Origin of the sequence: Prosthecobacter dejongeii, assembly GCF_014203045.1 — a bacterium.
GTDB classification, from domain to species: domain Bacteria; phylum Verrucomicrobiota; class Verrucomicrobiia; order Verrucomicrobiales; family Verrucomicrobiaceae; genus Prosthecobacter; species Prosthecobacter dejongeii.
Genome location: NZ_JACHIF010000003.1, coordinates 430,376 through 448,051, shown reverse-complemented (window position 1 = coordinate 448,051; position 17,676 = coordinate 430,376). Strand labels below are relative to the sequence as shown.

Sequence of the window (17,676 nt, the reverse complement as noted above, 5' to 3'; positions counted from 1 at the left end):
GAGGTAGTTGGGTTATTGGTTAGGCGTGGACTTGCCGGGTGGGGTTAGTCTTTTCACCTGGCGCATTTGGGATGCCAGGTCTGTCAGTCCACAGTGTGATTTTTGAATTTGAATCACGGGCGTTTACAGGCTGCCAGATTGTAAAGCAGGCAACAAGCCATTTATTCACAATGAATTGTAATTCTGTGAAGAACTTATCCGTGACGATGATGTCACGCCATGAGGTCTGCTAGATGGCCTCCAGAAAAAGCAAAACCCGCACCAGTGAAGGAGCGGGTCTGCAAAGAAAGAATTTGGGAACGAAAGACTAGGAACCAGAGATAGCGTCAGAACCGCGCTCACCCGTACGGATGCGGACAGCTTCGATCACGTCACTGACGAAAACCTTGCCATCACCGATCTTGCCGGTGTTAGCAGCCTTCACGATGGCATCAACGACAGTCTCGCTACGGGCGTCTTCGACGACCACCTCGATCTTCACCTTCGGAAGGAAGTCCACCGTGTATTCGGAACCACGGTAAATTTCTGTGTGGCCTTTTTGGCGGCCGAATCCTTTGACCTCAACGACGGTCATTCCTTCCACTCCCACTTCAGAGAGAGCTTCTTTGACGTCCTCGAGTTTGAAGGGCTTGATGATCGCTTCGACTTTTTTCATGGCTGTCGCTATTAGATGTGTGGTTTGGCGGGATTGCAACGACCATAGAGAATCATTTGTGATTTTCCTGATCGAAGTTCGTGAAAACAATGAAGCGGAAACCATGCCAAGTTTTAAAATCATTCAAAACTCATGTTAAAGTTACGCTTTTCCGCCAAGGTTCTTCTCATGGTGAAAGTCCTCGTCGAATGCTGATTGCAGTTTCCCGGGCAACTGCTCTTTATTGCGCACTTTCCTCGCCTCTTGAATTTATCGCATGAGCCTAGACACCGCCGCAGCCCCCCCACCGAGCAAGCGCCGTGTTTTTGCGTCCCGACTGTTTAGCACACTTATTTTGTGGGCCATCATCTGGGCGGCGGTACAGTGGGAAAAGAATTGGCTCCTCATCGCACTCACAGGTTTCTTTGGTGTGGCGGGTGCGGTGGAGTATTATCGCCTGTTACGCATTGATGCGCAGGCCCGCTCCTTTAACATCCTGGGGCTGACGATCTGCCTGGCCTACTGGGCGACGATGACGTGGTGGGTGATGACGCAGAAAAAAGCCCCGCCCATGTGGCTGGAGTTGGCGGCTCTGACGACCAGTGTGCATGGGGCCTTTCTGCTGTGCTATCGGCACCAGCTCGAAGGCACGGTGACTCTGCAGCGCATTTTTTCCACGGTCTTCGGCGTGGTTTACACGGTGATCTTCTTCGGCTTCATCGCCCGTCTCATGTACTTCAATGGTGATGGCCACAACCCCACCGGACTTTTCCTGGTGATCTACCTCGTCATGGTGACGAAGTTTAGTGACATGGGGGCCTATGCTTTTGGGGTAGTCTTCGGGAAGCACAAGATGATTCCCCACATCAGCCCTGCGAAGTCGTGGGAAGGTTTGGTCGGTGCTTTTGTGACATCCTTTCTCGCGGCGGTCATCATGCTGTGGTGGAAGCCGCTGGAGCTTCAGCCGCTGAACTGGCTGCATGGCCTCATCCTCGCCCCCATTCTTTGTGCCGCCGGCATCACGGGAGATCTAGCGGAGTCTGTGATCAAACGCTGCACGTCCATCAAGGATTCTGGGCATGCCTTTCCTGGCATCGGCGGCATCCTGGACCTAACGGATAGTTTGCTGTTCACGGCCCCGGTGTTTTACTTCTACCTGGAAGCCATCTCCGCTTAAATTATTGAAGTCGGCACTGCCCACCCTCTAGGGGAATGAAGAAAACCTGCGGCAGCCACTCCCACCCACGTGTTTCTTTTTTCTGATGTCTTCTCTGACTGACCGCCCGTCCTCGTCTCCTCGCAAAGTCCTGCTGCTGGGCTCCACAGGCTCCATCGGCACCAGTGCTCTCAAAGTCGCGCAAGACATCCCTGATCGCATGCAGGTGGTGGGACTGGCTGCGGCGCGCAGTGTGGAGGCCCTGGTACAGCAAGTGAAGGAAACGGGAGTGAAGCAAGTGGCGCTCACCGATGAAGCTGCCGCGGCCAAGGCGCGTGCGCTTTTACCTTCGGATGTGATTCTTCATGTGGGCCCGCAGGGCCTGGTGGATCTGGTGCGGGCGAGTGATGCTGACATGGTGCTGGTGGCCATCGTGGGCGTGGCGGGTCTAGCCCCCGCTCTGGCAGCAATTGAAGAAGGCAAACACCTCGCCGTGGCGAGCAAAGAGATCCTGGTCATGGCAGGGGAGGCGGTGATGGCGGCTGCGAAGCGCAAGGGCGTGAATGTCCTTCCCGTGGACAGTGAACACAACGCGATCTTCCAATGCCTGGAAGGCCACCGTGGCAGCGATGTGCGGCGTCTTTTAGTCACGGCCAGTGGCGGCCCGTTCCGCCAATTGCCAGCGGATCAACTGCCACACGTGACGGTGGCGCAGGCCCTGAAGCACCCGACTTGGAGCATGGGCCGGAAGATCACGATCGATTCCGCCACGCTGTTTAACAAAGGGTTAGAAATGATCGAAGCCCGTTGGCTGTTCGATGTGCCCATGAGCCAGATCGAGGTGGTGGTGCACCCGCAGAGCATCGTGCATAGCATGGTGGAGTTTGTGGATAACAGCGTGATCGCGCAGCTAAGCCACAGCGACATGTGTTTCCCCATTCAATATGCCGTCACGTGGCCTGAACGGGTGCCCAATAACCTGCGCCCGCTGGATTTCGCGCAACTGGCCTCCCTGCACTTTGAAGCTCCACGCACCCAGGACTTCCCTGCCCTGGACCTGGCCAGGCATGCTGGGGAAGTGGGGGGCACCCTGCCTGCCGTTTTAAACGCGGCCAATGAGGTGGCCGTGGAGGCTTTTTTGACTGAGCGCACCACCTTCCCAGACATCTGGAAAACAGTGGCTCGGGTGATGGAAAAACATCAGGTCATCCAGCATCCGGATCTCACCACACTGATCGAGGCCGATGCATGGGCACGCCAAGAAGCGGGCCTGAAATAATCCCCGAATCAAAGACAAAAAAGCCGACGGCTTACACCGTCGGCTTTGATGGAATCTAATGATGAGTTCGAGATCCTATTAGCGGATACCTAGCGCACTCAAGGTCTGATTGTTGACATTGCCAGTCACGGCCAGGCCACGAGAGGACTGATAACGAGAGATGGCCGATTTCGAGGCAGGGCCAAGACGTCCATCCACAGGACCACGGTAGTAACCACGACGGCGAAGCTCTGACTGCACGGCCGCATTCAGCTCGGCCAGACGTGCTCCACGCCAGTAGTCATAGGGTACACGCTCGCGGCTGCTGTAATAAGAGACGCCAGTGCCCTGGTAGTAGTAGGGTGCGTTTGGTGGGCCGTAATAGTAACCGCGGCCTGCATAACCGTTGCCCAACGTGATAGCCCAGGATGTGCGTGGATGAGCAAAAAAGCGGCGGCGGTCGTCATCGTCGCGGTGATCATGATGATCATGACCGCGACCGCGATCACCAAACCACGAGCGAGAGCTGCTGGACGGTTTCTTACCCGGACCACGGCGGTCATCTTTGTCTTTGGCTGAGGCCTCTGGAGAGATGGCCAGCAGACTGATCGCAGCCAGGGCGGCAATGCCCAAAGTCCGGGACGATTTATAAAAGGGAGTTTTCATAAGCATTGAGTTGGATCGAATGGCTTCAAATTTTATTCGAATGATTGAGTTTTTTTGGTTGTATCGAGGGATGAATTGAATGGAGTTTTTCACTTAGCCTAACCAAAAAGACCACCGGATTTTTGACCGGTGGTCTTGATGATTCACCGCTTACCAATACCTGGAAGGCACTAGCCCACGGCGGCTGTAAAACACCACACCGGGCTGCCTAGAATAATAGGAGCGGCGGGGTGGGCCATAGTAGTAACCACGGCCTGCATAACCGTTTCCAAACGAGATCACAAAGCCCGAGGAGCGAGGATAGCTGTAGTAGGGATTGCGGATGACGCGGTGCCCACGATAACGCGGCTGGTAGTGGTGATGATGGTGATGCCCACGATAGACACGGCTGTAATGATGGCCGTGGTGACGATGGTCACGGGCTTCTGAATTCATGGGAAAAGCAAAAAGACACACGGCCGCAAGAGCTGCGGTGCCCCATGCTCGCACAGAGGAGATGAGTGAGGTTTTCATAGCGGTGGGTTTGACCCGCCCAATGTGGCCTCTATTCAAGATTTCTTCATTTCATGCACATAGCCCTGCGATTCGCATTTTGCCTTTCAGCGCTTAAGAATTTCCTTTCCCTGGGCGGTAAATTTCCACCAAGAGAATGCTTCCGAATGCTGTAAAAAATGCCTCACTGCTAGCAAGGTGTAGAACACACAAGGGTCATGGCGCGGCCCCATGATGGGGGCCAAGTCCCGAAACAAAGACAGGGGTTCACGATTCAAAAGATCCAGCGGCTGCATCACCCCTGCTAGGCGCAGGTCTGCTGCTAGCTTTTGACCGATATTGGGCAGATCCTCCAGACGCCGGATTTCCGCCGGTGCTTTGATCTTGGAGCGTGATGGAGAAGCAGACATGGGGCTAGGCTAACCGCTGAATGTCCCTGGAAGCAACCTCCGAAGCCATGAACGATCCGGTTCGCCCCCCCAAAAGCTCTGCTACGCTCTTGACCCACCCGGTGCGCCTGCGCCACACTCGCAGTCCTTTTTCAAAACTAACCCCAGAATCCAGAACACCTGTTTATGAGTCGGAAAATTCGTTATGGCATGGTCGGCGGCGGGCGTGGTGCCTTCATCGGCGCAGTACACCGCATCGCAGCCGCAATTGATCAGCAGATCGAACTCGTCTGTGGAGCTTTTTCGTCCGATCCACAAAAGTCCAAGGACAGCGGGGCAGACCTGTTTCTGCCAGCGGACCGCTGCTACGGCAGCTACGAAGAAATGATCAAAGCGGAAGCTGCCCTGCCGGAAGGTGAGCGCATGGACTTCATCGCCATCGTGACGCCTAACCACGTGCATTTCCCACCCGCTAAGATGGCCCTGGAGCATGGCTTTCACGTCCTCAGCGACAAGCCTGCCACCTTTGACCTCAAGGAAGCCCAAGAGCTGGCTAAGCTGGTGGAAAAGACGGGCCTCATCTATGGCCTCACGCACAACTACACGGGCTACCCGCTGGTGAAGCAGGCCCGCGAGATGGTGCACAACGGCACTCTGGGCAAGATCCGCAAAGTGGTGGTGGAATACCCCCAGGGCTGGCTGGCCACGAAAGTGGAGGAGAGCGGTCAAAAGCAGGCAGCCTGGCGCACGGACCCCACCAAGTCCGGTGCAGCGGGTTGTGTGGGTGACATCGGCACGCACGCAGAAAATTTGGCGGAATACATCTCCGGCCTGAAGATCAGTGAACTGGCGGCAGACCTTTCCACCTTCGTTGAAGGTCGCCTGCTGGATGACGATGCAAACATCCTGCTGCGCTTTGACAATGGCGCCAAGGGCGTGCTGCACTGCTCCCAGATCAGCGTGGGTGAGGAGAATAACCTCAACATCCGCGTGTATGGTGAAAAAGGCAGCCTGGAGTGGCACCAGAAGGAGCCTAACACCATGTTGGTCAAATGGCTGGACCAGCCGATGCAGGTGTATCGCACGGCCAATGGTTATCTCGGTGCTGCCGCTGCCGCTGGTAGCCGCACACCACCGGCTCACCCAGAGGGCTACCTGGAAGGCTTTGCGAACATCTACAAGAACTTTGCCAACACCATCCGCGCGCGCATGGAAGGCCGTGAGCCGACCGTGATCGAGAACGACTTTCCGAAGATCGAAGACGGTGTCCGTGGCATGGCTTTCATCGAGGCCGTGGTGGCTTCTAGCAAGGCCAATGCCGCGTGGACGAAGGTGGGCTAAAATGACGGGAAAATGATCCGGGGGAGGTCGCTAGGCAAGTCTCCCCCGGCATTCGTTGTTTGGAAGAGCAAGCAGGGTAGCAATATCTCTCCACCCCTCCCAGAAAGCCGGATAGTTTGGCGGTGGGACTCGAGAAACATCAGTGCTTGTCGCGCCAAACACATCCGGCCTACGGCTGCCTGAGGTTTCGCGCGTTTCAGGTGCTTCCTAAACTTTTAAACAGCATTAAAAAAGGCACCGGGTTTTCCCGGTGCCTTTCTTTTTGAGGAATGTGTCCGTCGCTTATGCGCCCACCACGTACTCATACATGCCGTGACGGCCTGGGTATGGGATGGGGTATTTGCCGCTGGCATCTGCCAGGAGAGGCGCAGGGCCGTCCAGAGACAGCTTGTCCGCATTCGGGGCGAACTCATGGTCATGGTTGACGACTTGGTCGTAAGTCACCAACTGGCCCGTGTGGGCAGACATACGGCCCATGACGGTGACGAGGCTGGCCTTGGCTCCGCGCTCGACTTCGTTGTAGGGCTTGTTGTTAACGATGGCGTCAATGAGGTCTTCCCACTCCATGTCGTAAGGGTTTGGCTCCTGCTTCGGACCACGCCAGATGATTTCCTTGGGGTTCTTGTTCTGCCCTTTAAAGGTCATCGCACGAGAGGGGAAGTGACCTGCGGTGGAGATGACGGCCATGCCTTTGCTGCCGTGCACGTAGGAGGCGAACTCGTTGTGCGTTTTCATGGCATTGCGGCCTTCCAGCCAGAATTTGCTGCCATCGCGGAAGGTGTATTCCACGCTGTAATGGTCGAAGTTCTGGTCAATGTGGTCGCCACGCTCCGTGCGGCCGCCGGTGGCCTTTGCCTCGATCGGGAAGTCGTTTTTCATCCAGCAGATTTCATCAATGTTGTGGATGTTGAAATCGCTGAAAGCCCCACCGCTGGCCCAGAGGAAGGAGTGGAAGTTTTTGATCTGCCAGACGAGTTCGCTCGGGTCTGCCTTTGGATCACGCGGCAGGGTAAAGCAGGTGCCCACTGGACCCTGGAGACGGTAGGCACGACCCAGGATGATATCACCGATTTCGCCCTGCTGGATGCGGTCGAAAAGCTCACCCCGCACGCGGCAGTGGCGGCACATGAGGCCGACGCCGACTTTCAGCCCCTTGGCTTCCGCTTCCTTGCCCAGCTCCAGCATGCGCTTGCCACTGGGGCCGTCCACGCAGATGGGTTTCTCCATGAAGACGTTCACGCCTTTTTCGATGGCGTATTTGAACTGTACCCAGCGGAAAGCGGGGGGCGTGGCCAGCACGACGACGTCGCCAGGCTTCAGCATATCAATGGCGTTTTTGTACGCATCGAAGCCGATGAACTTGGCATCGGCAGAGACGGAGAAACGATCTGGATGTTTGCCGCTGAGGCCATTGAAGCTGGCTTCCAAGCGGTTTTCCTGGACGTCTGCCATGGCGATGAGGCGGGTGGACTGCTTCACCCCCATGGAGTTGCTGGCAGCGCCCGTGCCACGGCCGCCGCAGCCGACGAGGGCGATGTTGATGGTGTCATTCCCAGCCGCGTGGACGTGCGGCAGAGTGACCCCAGAAAGGGCGGATAACCCGGCAAAGGTCTTGCCCGTGGTTTTGAGAAACTCGCGACGCGAGGAGATGGAGGAGTTGGTTTCCATAAAAAGGATATAAGCGTGGCAGAAAAATACGCATTTAGGCAAGCATTACTTGCCAGGGAAATCAGGGCTGCACGCGCGGTGTCTGGGGAAGCTCGGCAGGTTCAAAGTCGAGGACGTCCTGGTGGGTGCGCAGAGCCTGGCGGGCTTTGTCAAAAAAGGAGGACAAGTCTTCGGCATTGGCCAATTTTTTATCCTCGATCAGTTCGGTGAGTTTCTTGATCTGGGCATCGGCATCCAGGTTCACACTGCGCATGGAACGCTGGGCGGAGGCATAAACGCCCTCAAATTTACCCTGGGCTTCAGTGAAGGCGCGGCGGGCACCTTCCTCACGAAGGTGCTCTTTTTCAGCTTCGCGGAAGTCTTTGCTGAACATGCGTTTGAAGAATCCAAAATTGGATTTCGGTTTCTCATTGGGGCGCTTGGAGGCCGCCTCGAAGTAATCCTGAAGCGCAGCAAATTCCTGCATGGGTTTTTGATACTGCTTTTGCAGGAAACCGATGCCGCTGGTGATGACGCTGAGCCGCTCGACCTCGTTTTTTGAAAGGGCCTGTCCAGCCTTCACCTTGCCTTCCAGCAGGTTGATGTACTCGATGGTCTGTTTGTTCCCTGAGAAGATGTTTTCAAACTCTTTGTAGGCGGTGGCCATCTGCTGGCGCTGCTCCTGGCGCATGCCGATGAGCTTTTTATCATACTCGTCATTCAGCCCCTGGAGAGCAGCCTGGTGCTGGGCATTTTGCGCGGCGAGGCTGCGCTGCATTTCTTCATCCTTCGCCTGCAAGGCCAGCTCCTGCGCGGCTTTGAGCTGATCCATTTCCTCACGCAGGCGACCTGCGTCCGAATGATAGTGCCAGATGCCATAGCCTAGAGAGGCAATGACCAGGGTGAGGGCAATGTAGCGGGGATTCATGAGCTTTTGGGGGTAGGGTCCAAAAGCTTCCGCCTCCAGCGCCCAGGCGCAAGGTGGATTACTACCCGGCGATTGGGGGTCAATGAGCGGAATTGGCCCCGATGGCCTCCGTCATGGCCCGTGCAGCGGGGGCACGCCAGGAGATGGCCACGGTAGGCAGCAGCCCGCCCAAAATGAGAAAGGCCACACAGGCCACCAGCGGCCAGCGCTCACGTGGAAGGGCATCAGGGATGTCAATGACATGCTTTGGCAGCACCCCCAGAAATAGCACTCCAAAGAGGCGGATGAGATTGATGGCATTGAAAGCAGTCGCTAAAACGATGGCGATGCCGAGCCATGGATGACTTTCTAAAGATCCATGGAACAGCAGATCCTCCGCACAATAACCCAGCGTGCCTGGCAACCCGGCGAGAGCCAAACCAAAGATGAGGAAAAAGGTGGCGAGGCGGGGTGCCTTCACCGCGAGGCCTAGGTAGTCCGCCGGGTCTGCGGCATCGCGAATGCGCACCTCAATGACACGCACCACCGCGATGAGACCTGAGGATGAAGCGGCGACCACGAGCCAGTGGATCAATGCACCTGTGATGCCTTGCGCATTGGCCGTAGCTAGGCCTGCCAGAATGAAGCTGGCCTGACTGACACAGATGTAAGCCAGCAAGCGACGGGGTTTTTTCTCAGCAAACCCGCGCAGGCTCGTCACAAGGGCCGTCACCAAAGCGGCCATGCCGAGGATCTGCAGAGCGTGCCGCGCCGTCTGCGGTAGGGAGGTCGCCTCACTGCGAGCGATGAGCAAAGCGCCCAAATGACCATTAAAAAGCAGGGCTGTGGGCAGCAGCGGACCGTGCTCAAAAGCACTCACCAACCAGGAGTGAAAAGGAAAGATCCCTTTGCGCAAAATGACGGCAAGAATCAACAGACTGAAAGCGAGGATGCTGACATGGGAAAGATCCTGCATCTCCACCGTGTGTAGGATGAGCACCGATGCGGAGAAGGCCACGCAACTGGCGATGAGGAAACCCTGGGCGAGCTTCTGACCTTTCATGGGGCCAAAGAAGCCCAAGATAAAAGGCACACTGGCCAACCACCATCCCACCATCATCACCACTAGATTACCCGCGGCATAAGACAACTGAGTGGAGAGGGCGATGAGCAGCATGCCGCCGAGTTGGCGGCCATCCGAATCCCGCTGAGGTGCCAGCAGAATGAAAAACAACGTCAAAGCAGCCAGAAAGATCATGGGCACCGCATTGAGTGTATCCACATCAAGCCAGGGCAGAAATGAATCCAGCAAGCCGGGAGCATGAGGCACCGCCATGGCCTGCAGACCGGCTGCCAAGAAGCCTAACAAAGAAAGAAAACCAAAGAGCAAGGCCCGTGGGCGGGCGACCTTTGCGCTGCCTGAGGCAAGGCAAATCCCTGCCCCCACCAAGAGAGAGGCAAGACCCGCCGTGAGAAATGGAAAAGATAAAGAGTCCATGAAATCAAAGAAGAAAATCAGACGTCGGTTTTGTCAGAGTGACCCAGTTCAAAAAGGGCCAAAGCACCCGCGACTTTTTTGACCGGAGCGATGACAAAACGGTCCACGATGCTGTCATAAAAACCGCGCCCGAGCGCCACGCGGTATAACCAAAGTTGCACCGACTTTGGCAGCAGAGACTCATAATGCTCTCCCGTTGGGTCTAGGTGACCGCCGGCGGCGGCATGCACCCGGTGATAGTCATGCAGCATGGACGGAGCGCGGAGAAACTGCATGGTGCGCACCATGGCGTGGCCGATGATGTGGAAGATGGCCAGCGTGGTCCATCCCAGACCGATTTCGGCAAAGATGATGCCGAGCTGCGTCTGTGAGGCGTAAGCGAGGGAAGTCTTCGCATCGGCACAGGTACGATGAACGAGGGTGCCCAAAATAGCCGTGGTGAGGCCGATGAAAATGACCAAGCCAGTGGCCACCCAAGAACTGCGGATGAGGGGCTCGATCCGTAGCAGGAGGTAAGCGCCCGCATGAACGGAAATGGCCCCGTAAAACACGGCACTGGAGGGGGTAGGCCCTTCCATGGCCCGTGGTAACCAGCCGCAGAAGGGCCCCTGCGAGGATTTCCCCGAGGCCGCAAAGATGAGCAGCACGGCAATGACCGTAGCAGCCGTGCCATTCAGATTATTGATATGACCGGGCCACTCACCCCTGAACATGCCAGTCCAAGCAGCCGTGCCGAACCAATGATGCGCCAAAAAGATGGCAAGCAAAAGAGTCACATCCGCGATGCGGTAGATGCCAAAAACCCGCAGCGCATTCCGCACAGGCTCACGCCGATATTGAAAGAAACCTACCAGCATGACAGCGGTGATGCCCACGATCTCCCAGCCCGCCATGAGCAAGTCTAAGGAACCTGCGGTAAAGACTAGCAGCGCCCCGAAGGTGAAGAGATGCAGGAGGAGAAAGAAGCGATAGAAGCCTGGGTCCCGATGCAAATAACGCACTGAAAAGGAACCTACGATGCCAGCCAGCACCACGGTGACGCCCATCATGGGCAGGGACAGACGATCCACCAGGAACGACAGTGGGTAACCGTAATGATCTACGTGAAACCAATCCCCCAAAGAAAGCTGAATGGAAGGCGTGCCGGCCTGCCACATTTTCAGCCCGATGGAAGCCACCGCGAGAGTGAGTAGGGCATAGGCACCCCTAGTGAGGCGAGAGAGCGCCCTTTCTGAAAGGTGCCCTCCAAGAAGCCAGACGAGGCCTAACAAAAGAAAGAAAACACCGGGCAGGGCGACCACGGATAGGATGATTTTTTCAGGGGACATGGGAAGGACAAAGGTCGAATCAAAGGAAGGCACCGATCACGCTGCGTGGGTGAGATGGGGATCAATCCGAGCGACAGGCAGGTGCTCGATCTTACCGGAGTAATAAGCCATGGAGGAAGCGGCTACGGGGAGAGGCTCCTCATCTCCTTCCAGTTTTTCAAAGACACCATCGCGATAGATTTCGATGTGGCCATCTTCGGGGTCCATGGTAGCGAGACGGATCCAGCGATTCACCAAAAACTCCTTCAGCAAGGGATTCGCCAAGATGGTGCTCATGACACGCTCAGGCGTGGTTTCCACCACAAAGAGGATGCGCACGGGTTCATGGATCTCCACCATCTGAAGAGGCAAACCTGTGCGGAGGTCACCCTGAAAACCATTCATGACGCCCACAAGACCCGTGACATTGTGCGGCAGCTTGGTCCCACAGCCGTAGCCTTCGTTGTCCACAAAAGAAAAATAGTATTCCAAACTGATGCCGCCACAGACGGGGATCACCGCGCCCAAGACAGCAGCGAGCGCCTTGTTTTCCAGGTCTTTCGTCGCATCATAACTGACCAAGAAAGCACGACGATCAAAGAACAGACCACGGGTGGCCTCACGCCGACCCACCAGGGTGACGGCATTTGTACAATGCCCATACTCAGGTCGTGGCTCGCCCAGGTGCTCGGCGCGCTCTTGCACGTGATGCAGCCCGCCGGAAGCATCCAGGCCCTTTCCAGCAGCTTCAAAGCGCCGGGCACGCTCATGCGCACTCATCGCACGGGCCTTGTCCAAAGACTCGCGCACACTGGCTAGGTCACCTCGATGTGAGTCTGGCACAGCATCCAGATCATAGAGATCAATGTTGTCATTGCAGGTGTCATGATAGCCACCGATGAACCAAGTATCGTCAGGTATGACGATGCCTTTGGCGCGCAGGCTTTCACGCACTTCAGGCCGATTCGCCATAGCAGCAAAGACGCGGGCATTCGGGCCACCTCGGCGGCCGCCGCATGCGCCACAATCATGCGCAGATTCATGGGGATTATTCAGGCTGGTAGAGCCGTGGCCCAGCACCACGACCAGACGGGCATGGCCTTTGTGCAAACCAGCAGGCCCCAGCACGCTGGCCACACGATCAGCCTTCTCCTGCGTGCTGAATCCCAGCAGGAGCCCCGACGTGGCATCCTTTGACGTGGCGTCATCACGCATGAAGGAAAGCTCTGTGCGGGGCTCCGGCAGGAAGATGTCATTCAGTTTACCCATGAAGCGTGCATAACTCAGTGGGCTGAGCACACGCAGAGCCATGGGGAAGAGGCTAAAAAAACCAAGGAAGGCGGTGCTGAAAGAGCCACGCACCAACGTCCGGGAAGAGATGTAACCATGGCGCACCACCTTCGCCCATACCCGGCGCAAAGACTGGCGCTTTGCATCCGTGGCAGAGTGCCCATCCATGGGCTTTTCGCGCACCTCATGCGCGGGCTTTACCACCACGGGGCAAAGGGGCACACCATGGGCATCATCAATGCCTGTGTAATCAATGGCGCAGCCAAAGAACCCGGCGGCACCGTGAGTTTCAATGCTGGGGTCAATCTCTTCCAAAGCACGCCGGATGGACTCCTCACGCTCATCAATGCAGAACATGACCTGAGCTGCAAGACGGCAGGTATCAGGCCCGATGCGTGGCATGGCGCGGTGTTTGGCCAGAGGTATCAGGATCTGGCGTTCGTGACGCCGCTCATAGGCGATGTGCAGCAGGCGACGGCGCTCCAGTTCATTGCAGGCTTCCAGCTCTTCACAGAGGCCTGTGAACACGCCTTCAGGCAGGGCCTGGAGGTCTTTGCTCGGCAAGCCTAAAAGCTGGGCTGCATCGTAAAGACGGGCCTGGTGAGTGAGGGGGTCTGATGACACCACCGGGGCCTTCAGCCGACGCCAGGACTTGGTATCTCCCATGACGGATTCAAGCGCGACCGCTGTGTAGGTGAGGCGGAGCGCCAAAAACTCCATGAGGGAGCAGCGCACGCGATCATGCGGAGCCAGGGAGGGATCTTTTTCCAAACAACGGACGAGGCCCGCCCAACCAGCAAGAGGCAATAGCTCGGCGATGATGTAGTCTTGCCACTCTGCCTCTGGCACCCCGAGTTTAACCAACATTTCGTTCACCACCGCCTCAGCCTCAAGCCCACGCTTTTCCTGGTCGGAAAAGACTTGGCCAATGCGGCTAAGGTGAGCAGGATAGACGGAGAATGGCAGCGCGATGATCTGGCGGGCGGCTTTGAGCAGGCCTTGCTCCCGCAGTGGCATGGGCCAGTAGGCGATGCCCTGATCCAGGTAGGCGCCAGTGAGGCGAATCAATGGCGGATGCACGATGAGGTCCAGATCTACCCCACGACTGGCCATAACAGCCTCGCGGGGGCGCTTGGGCCTCGGCAGAGCGGGGGCTGGCTGGGGCTTGTAACGGCGGGTGCAGACCTCCCAGAGAGCTTGGGGAGAATCCGTGGCCAATGCACGCGCAGCGAGGGGATCCAGATCTGTGCGGAAGGCCTGGAGCATCTCTCCCTCCTCCACGTGCCAGGCGATGTTGCGGCCATTGACACGGCGCACGCCTGGGATGAGCAAGGCGCGGCGAAGCTGGCGGCGTGTCAAGCGGCCGGGGATGATCTCAGCATCGGCCTCGTTCTTCACCGCAGCATCAATGTCCTGATCCAGGATGCGCCCGCGCTGGCGTTCTTTTTGGTAGGCCTCTTCCGACATGTAGGGCTCCGTCTTGAAAACGTGAGCGGCTTCTAGCACAGCTTTTTCAAAAGGCTGGTGCTGGAAAGCATGCAGCGTATTGTGATGGATGAACACGCCGATGGGCCCCTGGGCAGGAAGGTAGTGGGAGGCGTGGTCCAACAAATGATGCAACTTCTCATTCACATCTCCAGAGGCCGGAGCGGCAGGGTGACCGTGACAGTCGCAGGGGGCAGAGGAAGGGGATGCGCTCATGAGTCAGTGATGCCATGAACTAACGCGAGGCCGGGCCTTCATGCTATCCCCTCGACAAGGGGTATTCCCCCCCTGAGGAGGGGACCCCCAAAACGGGGGAGAAATTTACCCTGCCGAGGGGATGGGATTTCAGCAGCGGACCTGCGTCTTTGTTCACGTCCCAAACTACATCCACATGTCAGCACCTACCGCCCCAACAGTTAAGCCCCCCGGCCCCGTCCCCGTCGGTAACTTGAAAGGTTTTCAGGCCTATCTGAAAAACGATCTCGTTTCCGGCTTTCTGGTTTTCCTCATTGCTCTGCCTTTGTGCCTGGGCATCTCCATTGCCTCAGGGGTACCCCCCATTGCCGGTATCTTCACAGCGGTCATCGGCGGATTGCTCACCCCTTTCTTGAGCAACTCAGAGCTCACCATCAAAGGCCCTGCCGCAGGGATGATCATCATCGTCTTGGGCTCAGTGCAGGAGTTGGGTTACGAAAAAGCCCTGGCCGTGGGAGCGGTGGCAGGCGTCATTCAGATCTTATTCGGTGCTTTCCGTCTCGGTACCCTGGGCGAGTTTTTCCCGGTAGCCGCTGTGCACGGGATGTTGGCCGCCATCGGTGTCATCATCGTAGCGAAGCAGGTCCATGTGGCCCTAGGCGTGGCCGCTCATGCGAAAGAGCCGCTGGAATTGCTGGCTGAGATCCCAGAAAGTATCATGCACATGAACCCGGAGATCGCCCTCATTGGGGCCATTTCTCTGCTGCTGCTCTTTGGCCGTTTGTTCATCAAAAACAAAGTCGTGCAGGCCATTCCCGGTCCCATGCTGGTCCTCATCGTCGCCACACCCCTGGCCGTGTATTTCGACATCGCTCATGAGCACATGTACCAGTTCCACGGCCACGCCTACTCCGTCGGTCCCAAGAACCTGGTGACCCTGCCTGGCAACATGCTGAAGGCCATCACCCATCCTGATTTCTCCGGCCTGCTCAGCCTCACCAGCCTGAAATGGATCGTCATGTATGCCCTCGTAGGCACGCTGGAATCTCTACTCAGCGCCAAGGCCATTGACCTCCTAGACCCATGGCAACGCCGCACGAATCTGAATCGCGACCTTCTGGCCGTGGGTGTCGCCAATACCTTAGTCTCTTTCATCGGCGGTATCCCGATGATTTCTGAAATCGTCCGCTCTTCCTCCAATCGTAACAACGGTGCGCGTACACGTTGGGCGAATTTTTGGCATGGTGCTCTGCTGCTGATCTTAGTGGCCAGTGTGCCCTGGTTGCTGAATATGATTCCCTTAGCAGCCCTGGCCGCCATGCTGGTCTTCACCGGTTACAATCTCGCCTCGCCAAAGGAATTTTACCACATGTGGCATGTCGGCAAGGGCCAACTCCTCATCTTCCTGGCCACCATGATCGCGACGCTGGCGACCGATCTCCTCATTGGCATTGCCTTCGGCATCGTGGTGAAACTGATCCTGCACATGATCAGCGGTACCAGCGTGGGCAATCTCTTCGTTCCACATGCCGAAATGAGTCAGGATGAAATCGCTGGTCACCCAGTCTTGACGGTCAAAAAAGCCGCTGTGTTCAGCAACTGGCTTCCCCTGCGCAAACAGCTTCTGGGTCTGTCTCAACACCCCAAGGTGAAGGTGGACCTCTCCCAGACGCACCTCGTGGATCACTCCGTGATGAAAAAGCTCGAAGAGATGGTACAGGACTGGAAGTTGGAGAATCGAGAGCTCATCATTGAAGGTCTTGAAGACCACCGCCCCGTGTCCGAACATCCCCAGGCAGCCCGCCTGCTGAGACAGCGCGCTTAATCCACCAACCTCTCTCCCTCAATTCATGCCCGGGCCAGACACGGCCCGGGCATGGATTTCACATGTCTTTTATCCCCCTGCTCAAAACATGACCCCAAGCCCGACATTGAAAAAAAGGTTTCTCCTGTCAGCCCTCGCCCTGCTGCCCTGGATGAGCCATGCTGGCACTTCGGCAGTTTCCCCCAGCCCGGTGGAAACCGTGGCTAAAACGGATCTCATCACCTTCGACACAGAGCTGAAAGGCCGGGTGGAAGTGCGCGACAACAACTATGATTTCAACAGCTCCGTCAACGGTCCTCAAGACGCCTCGTGGTTGCTCACCCGCTTTCGACTGGGCATGCTGGTGACGCCGACTTCCTGGTTCAAAGTGTATGTGCAAGGGCAGGACATTCGCGAGATCGGCGGCAGTCGGCCAAACAACATCGGCAGTTTCGGGGCCGATGGGGACGATGTTTTTGATGTGCTGCAAGCCTGGGCCGATTTCGGTCATGATGCAGATGGCCTGAGCTTACGCGCGGGACGGCAGCCCCTCAATTATGGCGATCAACGCCTGCTGGGGAATCCGCAATGGTCCAACCCCACACGCGCCTGGGATGCGCTGAGACTGCGCTATGCCCAGGAGACGTGGCAACTGGATCTGTTCGTGGGCAGCCCGGTGAACTTTGTCAACAACCGCTGGAATCAGTCGGACTACTTCAGCACTCGTGAAGCGCGCAACGCGATCGTCAGCGGGCTGTATTTCTCCTCGAAATCTTTGATTCCGTGGCAGAGCGTAACGGACTTTTATCTCTTGAATGAACAGGCCAACAAGGCCGCTGGCGCGCCAGGTTCGCCGCTAGGAGCCGTGGGTAAGACCAACTTCTTCACCCTGGGAACCCTCATGAAAGGCGACCCGAAAAAGCTGCACAATTGGGACTACGAAATGGAAATGGCCCTGCAATATGGCCGCGTGGCTGGGCTGGATCATCTGGCCTTCGCTGGCCACTGGGGCACGGGCTATAACTTTGAGCATGCGTGGAAACCACGTCTGGGTGTGCAATATAACTACGCCAGTGGTGATGACGATGCGACGGACGGCACCAACAACACCTTCCAAAACATGTTCCCCGGCAATCATGCCCTCTATGGTTTCATGGACACCACTGGCTGGATGAACCTGCAGAATCCGCAGTTGAATTTCTCCATCCAACCCACGAGTAAACTCAAGCTGACTCTGGACTACAATCTCTACTGGAACGCCACTAACAACGACGCCTGGTATGGGGCCAACACCACCTCCACCGTCCGCCCGGTAAATGCCGATGCACGCCGCGCCAGCAGCTTTCGCGGTCAAGAAGTGGACCTAAATGCCTACTACAAGCTGAATACTCATGTGGCCCTCCAAGCAGGATACAGCGTGTTCTTCGCCGGCAAGTATCTGGCACAGACGGGTGCCAGTGATACAGCCCAGTTTGGCTATGCGCAGGTCCAGGTGAATTTCTAAAACCCCACAAAGAATCAGTCGATGCAACACCAAGGGCTGAGCCTAAAGTAGCCAGAGCTTAGCTCGTCAAGGCTCCGCCTTTGGTGCGACTCGTTGTCTGTTG

Annotated in this window: 14 protein-coding genes; 5 read left to right on the top strand and 9 right to left on the bottom strand. The window is 56.9% G+C overall.

Features of this window, described 5'->3' with window-relative positions:
* Nucleotides 1-307: 307 nt before the first annotated feature.
* Nucleotides 308-655 carry a P-II family nitrogen regulator gene (locus HNQ64_RS09740; RefSeq protein WP_133793193.1) on the bottom strand — a complete coding sequence of 116 codons (348 nt, stop codon included), beginning with the start codon at nt 653-655 and terminating at the stop codon, nt 308-310.
* Between the two features lie 256 nt (nt 656-911).
* On the opposite strand from HNQ64_RS09740, the gene HNQ64_RS09735 reads away from it, so the two are divergent.
* Nucleotides 912-1,811, top strand: coding sequence for a phosphatidate cytidylyltransferase (locus HNQ64_RS09735; RefSeq protein ID WP_184207946.1), 900 nt, complete (start codon nt 912-914; stop codon nt 1,809-1,811).
* A gap of 85 nt (nt 1,812-1,896) precedes the next feature.
* Nucleotides 1,897-3,069 (top strand): 1-deoxy-D-xylulose-5-phosphate reductoisomerase, encoded by a 1,173-nt coding sequence (locus HNQ64_RS09730; protein WP_184207944.1) that lies wholly within the window; start codon nt 1,897-1,899, stop codon nt 3,067-3,069.
* A gap of 78 nt (nt 3,070-3,147) precedes the next feature.
* Here the strand turns inward: HNQ64_RS09730 and HNQ64_RS09725 are convergent, their stop codons facing one another.
* The 3 genes from HNQ64_RS09725 to HNQ64_RS09715 form a co-directional block, all read right to left on the bottom strand.
* Nucleotides 3,148-3,714, bottom strand: a complete 567-nt coding sequence (locus HNQ64_RS09725; RefSeq protein ID WP_184207942.1) for a peptidoglycan-binding domain-containing protein — start codon at nt 3,712-3,714, stop codon at nt 3,148-3,150.
* Between the two features lie 150 nt (nt 3,715-3,864).
* Nucleotides 3,865-4,149, bottom strand: coding sequence for a hypothetical protein (locus HNQ64_RS09720; protein ID WP_221305401.1), 285 nt, complete (start codon nt 4,147-4,149; stop codon nt 3,865-3,867).
* 164 nt (nt 4,150-4,313) lie between these two features.
* Nucleotides 4,314-4,616, bottom strand: a complete 303-nt coding sequence (locus HNQ64_RS09715; RefSeq protein ID WP_184207938.1) for a helix-hairpin-helix domain-containing protein — start codon at nt 4,614-4,616, stop codon at nt 4,314-4,316.
* 165 nt (nt 4,617-4,781) lie between these two features.
* On the opposite strand from HNQ64_RS09715, the gene HNQ64_RS09710 reads away from it, so the two are divergent.
* Complete coding sequence (locus tag HNQ64_RS09710; protein WP_184207936.1) at nt 4,782-5,936, top strand: Gfo/Idh/MocA family protein; 1,155 nt, start codon at nt 4,782-4,784, stop codon at nt 5,934-5,936.
* 282 nt (nt 5,937-6,218) lie between these two features.
* On the opposite strand, the gene HNQ64_RS09705 is transcribed toward HNQ64_RS09710, so the two are convergent.
* From HNQ64_RS09705 to HNQ64_RS09685, 5 genes are all read right to left on the bottom strand, one after another.
* A complete protein-coding gene (locus tag HNQ64_RS09705; protein ID WP_184207934.1) occupies nt 6,219-7,604 on the bottom strand; it encodes a Gfo/Idh/MocA family protein in 1,386 nt (461 codons plus the stop codon).
* 61 nt (nt 7,605-7,665) lie between these two features.
* A complete protein-coding gene (locus HNQ64_RS09700; RefSeq protein ID WP_184207933.1) occupies nt 7,666-8,511 on the bottom strand; it encodes a hypothetical protein in 846 nt (281 codons plus the stop codon).
* Between the two features lie 79 nt (nt 8,512-8,590).
* Nucleotides 8,591-9,988 (bottom strand): proton-conducting transporter transmembrane domain-containing protein, encoded by a 1,398-nt coding sequence (locus tag HNQ64_RS09695; RefSeq protein ID WP_184207931.1) that lies wholly within the window; start codon nt 9,986-9,988, stop codon nt 8,591-8,593.
* Nucleotides 9,989-10,005: 17 nt separating this feature from the next.
* Nucleotides 10,006-11,316, bottom strand: coding sequence for a proton-conducting transporter transmembrane domain-containing protein (locus tag HNQ64_RS09690; RefSeq protein ID WP_184207929.1), 1,311 nt, complete (start codon nt 11,314-11,316; stop codon nt 10,006-10,008).
* Between the two features lie 36 nt (nt 11,317-11,352).
* On the bottom strand, nt 11,353-14,286 hold the full coding sequence (locus HNQ64_RS09685; RefSeq protein WP_184207927.1) for a DUF2309 domain-containing protein: 2,934 nt from the start codon (nt 14,284-14,286) through the stop codon (nt 11,353-11,355).
* A gap of 175 nt (nt 14,287-14,461) precedes the next feature.
* Between HNQ64_RS09685 and HNQ64_RS09680 the strand changes: the two genes are divergently transcribed.
* Together HNQ64_RS09680 and HNQ64_RS09675 are read left to right on the top strand one after the other, a co-directional pair.
* Nucleotides 14,462-16,090, top strand: coding sequence for a SulP family inorganic anion transporter (locus HNQ64_RS09680; RefSeq protein WP_184207925.1), 1,629 nt, complete (start codon nt 14,462-14,464; stop codon nt 16,088-16,090).
* Between the two features lie 88 nt (nt 16,091-16,178).
* Entirely contained in the window at nt 16,179-17,573 is a 1,395-nt protein-coding gene (locus HNQ64_RS09675) for an alginate export family protein (protein ID WP_184207923.1), read from the top strand.
* The last annotated feature ends 103 nt before the right edge of the window (nt 17,574-17,676 follow it).

What these genes read in the sequence shown, in the direction of transcription:
- HNQ64_RS09695 (WP_184207931.1), bottom strand. Translation starts at nt 9,988, where the DNA reads ATGGACTCTTTATCTTTTCCATTTCTCACGGCGGGTCTTGCCTCTCTC.
- HNQ64_RS09705 (WP_184207934.1), bottom strand. Translation starts at nt 7,604, where the DNA reads ATGGAAACCAACTCCTCCATCTCCTCGCGTCGCGAGTTTCTCAAAACC.
- HNQ64_RS09690 (WP_184207929.1), bottom strand. Translation starts at nt 11,316, where the DNA reads ATGTCCCCTGAAAAAATCATCCTATCCGTGGTCGCCCTGCCCGGTGTT.
- HNQ64_RS09715 (WP_184207938.1), bottom strand. Translation starts at nt 4,616, where the DNA reads ATGTCTGCTTCTCCATCACGCTCCAAGATCAAAGCACCGGCGGAAATC.
- HNQ64_RS09735 (WP_184207946.1), top strand. Translation starts at nt 912, where the DNA reads ATGAGCCTAGACACCGCCGCAGCCCCCCCACCGAGCAAGCGCCGTGTT.
- HNQ64_RS09675 (WP_184207923.1), top strand. Translation starts at nt 16,179, where the DNA reads ATGACCCCAAGCCCGACATTGAAAAAAAGGTTTCTCCTGTCAGCCCTC.
- HNQ64_RS09740 (WP_133793193.1), bottom strand. Translation starts at nt 655, where the DNA reads ATGAAAAAAGTCGAAGCGATCATCAAGCCCTTCAAACTCGAGGACGTC.
- HNQ64_RS09730 (WP_184207944.1), top strand. Translation starts at nt 1,897, where the DNA reads ATGTCTTCTCTGACTGACCGCCCGTCCTCGTCTCCTCGCAAAGTCCTG.
- HNQ64_RS09680 (WP_184207925.1), top strand. Translation starts at nt 14,462, where the DNA reads ATGTCAGCACCTACCGCCCCAACAGTTAAGCCCCCCGGCCCCGTCCCC.
- HNQ64_RS09685 (WP_184207927.1), bottom strand. Translation starts at nt 14,286, where the DNA reads ATGAGCGCATCCCCTTCCTCTGCCCCCTGCGACTGTCACGGTCACCCT.
- HNQ64_RS09700 (WP_184207933.1), bottom strand. Translation starts at nt 8,511, where the DNA reads ATGAATCCCCGCTACATTGCCCTCACCCTGGTCATTGCCTCTCTAGGC.
- HNQ64_RS09720 (WP_221305401.1), bottom strand. Translation starts at nt 4,149, where the DNA reads ATGAATTCAGAAGCCCGTGACCATCGTCACCACGGCCATCATTACAGC.
- HNQ64_RS09725 (WP_184207942.1), bottom strand. Translation starts at nt 3,714, where the DNA reads ATGAAAACTCCCTTTTATAAATCGTCCCGGACTTTGGGCATTGCCGCC.
- HNQ64_RS09710 (WP_184207936.1), top strand. Translation starts at nt 4,782, where the DNA reads ATGAGTCGGAAAATTCGTTATGGCATGGTCGGCGGCGGGCGTGGTGCC.